Origin of the sequence: uncultured Porphyromonas sp. (assembly GCF_934359325.1) — a bacterium.
Classification (GTDB): domain Bacteria; phylum Bacteroidota; class Bacteroidia; order Bacteroidales; family Porphyromonadaceae; genus Porphyromonas_A.
This window is the reverse complement of sequence record NZ_CAKRLH010000148.1, coordinates 1-4,160: the sequence shown is the minus strand read 5'-3', so window position 1 is coordinate 4,160 and position 4,160 is coordinate 1. Positions and strand designations below refer to the sequence as shown.

The following is a 4,160-nucleotide window of genomic DNA, read 5'->3' as shown; positions in this document are numbered from 1 at the left end:
CGATATAGAGGCTGCGCTGCAGGAGGACCTGGGGAAGAACCGCTTCGAGTCTTATACCACGGAGGTCGGTTTCGCCCTGAGCGAGATCAGCTACCTGCGACGCCACCTCCCTCGGATGATGCGACCGCGGAGGGTCTGCACCGAACTGTCCAATCTCCCCGGACGGAGCCGGATCGTCCCGGAGCCGTATGGTAACGTGCTGGTGATGAGCCCGTGGAATTACCCCTTCCAACTGAGTATCTCGCCCCTCGCCGGTGCTATCGCAGCAGGGAATACGGTGGTGCTCAAGCCTTCCAATTACTCTATAAATACCTCCCAGCTGCTCAGCCGGCTCATCCGAGAGACCTTCCCTCCTGAGTACATCACTGTGGTTGAGGGCGATAGGTATGTCAATCAAGACCTACTGGATGCCCGCTTCGACTACATCTTCTTCACCGGTTCCACTCGTGTAGGTCGGGTGGTGATGGAGAAGGCGGCGGCTCACCTGACGCCCGTCTCGCTCGAGCTGGGAGGGAAGAGTCCCTGTATCATCGATCCGACGGCTAAGCTAGACCTCGCAGCTCGACGCATTGCCTGGGGGAAGTGCCTCAATAGCGGTCAGACCTGTGTCGCCCCGGACTACGCCCTGGTTCATCGGTCGGTCGTAGTGCCCTTCGTGAGTGCTCTGAAGCGCGCCTTTATCTGGCAGGTGGGCGAGCATGCGGAGCTTAGTCCGGACTATCCACGGATCATCAACCGGAAGAAATTTGACCGCCTCCGCGACATGATCGCTGCCTCTGATGTCCTCTGGGGCGGGGCAGTGTCGGAGGAGACCCTAAGGGTCGCCCCCTGCATCGTGCGGGGCGACTGGGACTGTGCTGCGATGGAGGAGGAGATCTTTGGTCCCATCTTCCCCATACTGATCTACGACAGTCTCGATGAGGTGATCCGAGAGGTGACCGATCGTCCCCGTCCCCTGGCGCTCTATCTCTTTACCGAGGATCGGAGGGTGGAGCGGAAGGTGATCTCCCGCATACCCTTCGGGGGCGGCTGCGTCAATGATACGATCATGCACCTCGCCTCGTCTCAGATGCCCTTCGGGGGAGTGGGGGAGAGCGGCATGGGCGGCTACCATGGGCGCTTCTCCTTCGAGACCTTCTCCCATCGGAAGAGCATTCTCCATAAGTCTACCTGGCTGGATCTGCCGGTCCGTTATGGTCGAAATCTCGAGCGAGATCTACGGCTGGTTCGGCTGATGTTGCGGTAGTCTGACTTTTTGTCAGACCACTATTTTGGGTACCTTTGGACTTGACAAAGAGTGACCCTATATGAATAGTAGTATACCCAAGGAGGAGATCCGTCGCGCCAAGCAGCGGCAGCAGATCGTCGGCGACTGCCCGGCGCTCAATCGCGCTGTCGAGGTGGCTCTCCTCATCGCTCCAACCGATGTCAGCGTCCTCGTGGGAGGGGAGAGCGGCGTCGGGAAGGAGGCGTTCCCCAAGATCATCCACCAAAATAGCCTCCGCAAGCATGGTCCCTATGTGGCGGTCAATTGTGGAGCAATCCCGGAGGGGACGATCGACTCGGAGCTCTTTGGGCACAAGAAAGGCTCCTTTACCGACGCGGTGACGGAGCGTCAGGGCTACTTCGAGGTGGCGGATGGAGGGACCATTTTCCTCGATGAGGTGGGGGAGCTGCCTATGGCGACTCAGGCGAGACTCTTGCGGGTGCTGGAGAGTGGCGAATTCATGAAAGTAGGCTCGTCCGATGTCCAGCGCACCGATATCCGCGTCGTGGCGGCGACGAATGTCAATCTCCAGGAGGCGGTTAAGCGGGGTGACTTTCGTCAGGATCTGCTCTACCGACTCAATACGGTCACGATCGACCTGCCGCCCCTGCGGGATAGGGGTCGCGACGTGATCCTGCTCTTCAAGAAATTTGCCGCCGACTTTGCCGACAAGTACCATATGCCGCCGATCCGTCTCGACGAGGAGGCGGAGCAGCTCCTGCAGAGCTACGACTGGCCGGGGAATATCCGCCAGCTGCGCAATGTGGTGGAGCGCCTGAGCGTGATCGCACCGGATCGCATGATCACCCGGGAGGTGCTTCAGGACAATCTCCCCCGCAATGCCGAGGTGCGTCATCCCGCTCTGGTCTCTCCCACGATCGGCTATGAGTCGATGATGGATGAGCCGGTCGGGAGCAGTGCCGGGATGGGGGCTATCATGTCGATGCTTCGGGACGTCAAGGGGAGTGTCGGAGAGCTGACCCAGCTCTTCTACCGCTTCCTCCAGACACAGGTTCGTCGCGAGCCGGCCGGCAGCCTGATGATGCCGGATCGATCGTCGGAGGTACCGGTGCAGGATCTGATGCACTCCTCTCCGGCGGAGGAGGTGCGCGGCGGTGACCTGCAGGCGGACTTCGAGGAGCTGACCAGCACGGAGGGCAAGATGCTCACACTCGAGGAGATGAGCCAGAGGTACATCGACTTCGTCCTCGAGAAGAATAAGGGCTCCCGCAAGCAGACGGCAGAGGATCTGGACATCTCCGAGCGCACGCTCTACCGCAAGCTCAATAAACAGTGATGAAAAAGTCTATCCTTATATCGCTTCTTCTCACGCTCCTCCTCGCGGGCTGCTCCATTAAGTACTCGCTCAATGGAGCCAGCATCGACTACACGAAGATCAAGACGGTCTCCATCGCAGACTTCCAGAACCTTGCTCCTACCGTCTACCCGCCCCTGGCTCAGCGCTTCACGGAGGATCTTAAGGATCGCTTCCAGCGGCAGACGCGCCTGCGTGACATACCGACGAACGGCGATCTGAGCATCGAGGGAGAGATCGTCGGCTATGACCTCTCAGCGGAGGCGGTCCAGGAGAATGCCTTTGCCGCCAAGACTCGACTCACCCTCCGGATCAACGTCCGCTTTACCAATAAGGTAAATGAGGAGGAGAGCTTTGAGCGGGAGTTTACCTCCTTTGGCACCTTCGACAGCTCGCAGATGTTTGTCGACGTGCAGGATCAGCTCTGTCAGGAGCTGACCAAGGATATCATCAATCAGATCTTCAATGCTACCGTCGAGAACTGGTAGCCCTATGGAAAAAGCCCGACTATGACCTACGATGACCTCTCCCGTGCCCTTGCCGACCCGATGACGCTGACGGCGTACCACCTCGAGGATCTCCTCGAGCTGAGCAGGCAGTACCCCTACTGCGAGGCGCTCCACCGGCTGCTCCTCATCGACCTCTACCGTAGCGAGGATGTGCGCTTCCCCGCTGAGCTGAAGCGCCGACTGATGTACCTGCACGACCCCTTCTCCCTCCTTCTGGCACTGGATGCTACCTCCGGAGGTCCGCAGTCCCACTCCTACGACCTGATCGACCGCTATGTCCGGAGCTACCGCCGGGAGGAGGCCGCTGTACCTGATGAGTCGCCGACTGTGACTGCCTCCACTAAGTCCCCGGCCAAGTCGGCACGGACGAAGCGGGAGTCTGAGGCTCAGATCGTCCAGGACTTCCTCGACGAGGGACCCGAGGCGGAGAAGATCCGCATCCGTCCTGACAGCAAGGAGGATGACGTCGCCCTCCCTCCCGAGGACGAGGATAATGGTCCTCTGCCGGGGGAGGAACTCTTCACGGAGAAGCTGGCTATGATGTACGCCTCACAGGAGCGGTACTCCGAAGCTATGACGATCCTTAAGACCTTGAATTTGAAATATCCGGAAAAAAGTGGTTACTTTGCCGAGCGAATTGGTCAGCTCGAGCAACATCGCAAGGGGCTCGTGGCGGACTGATCTATTTTGGATATAATGAGATCTGGGGTGTGAACCCCTATGTACTAGTAAGTTAAAGAGGAAAATGTTTACGTTCCTTAATATTCTGGGCGTTTTTGCAGCCATTTTGCTGATCTTTGTGGTCACCATCCAGGACAGCAAGGGCGGCGGTCTCGCCAGTGGATTCTCCAGCGCCAATAACGTGATGGGTGTCCGTCGCTCCACCGATATGATCGAGAAGGTCACCTGGTGGCTCGCCGGCATCATGTGTCTGCTCTGCGTCGTGGTTGCCAAGTGGACTCCCACTGTGCAGCACGCCATCAATAAGCAGGAGAGCGTCATCAACGACTACGTCGACCAGGCTACCATCCCTGCACCTGCTGATGCCCAGCCCTTCGGTGGCAACGCC

The 4,160-nt window shown here is 58.9% G+C and carries 5 protein-coding genes; all 5 read left to right on the top strand.

Annotated features, from left to right (window positions below):
- The coding region (locus tag Q0F21_RS05940; protein ID WP_297238267.1) for an aldehyde dehydrogenase family protein at positions 1–1,246 on the top strand (1,246 nt) is incomplete at its 5' end.
- A gap of 61 nt (positions 1,247–1,307) precedes the next feature.
- On the top strand, positions 1,308–2,564 hold the full coding sequence (locus Q0F21_RS05935) for a sigma-54 dependent transcriptional regulator (RefSeq protein WP_297238265.1): 1,257 nt from the start codon (positions 1,308–1,310) through the stop codon (positions 2,562–2,564).
- Positions 2,564–3,070, top strand: a complete 507-nt coding sequence (locus tag Q0F21_RS05930) for an LptE family protein (RefSeq protein WP_018107835.1) — start codon at positions 2,564–2,566, stop codon at positions 3,068–3,070. Before Q0F21_RS05935 ends, Q0F21_RS05930 begins: the two co-directional genes overlap by 1 nt.
- A gap of 21 nt (positions 3,071–3,091) precedes the next feature.
- On the top strand, positions 3,092–3,772 hold the full coding sequence (locus Q0F21_RS05925; RefSeq protein WP_297238263.1) for a hypothetical protein: 681 nt from the start codon (positions 3,092–3,094) through the stop codon (positions 3,770–3,772).
- Between the two features lie 64 nt (positions 3,773–3,836).
- Positions 3,837–4,160 (top strand): preprotein translocase subunit SecG (secG, locus tag Q0F21_RS05920; protein WP_297238261.1); only part of this gene is annotated, 324 nt, incomplete at its 3' end.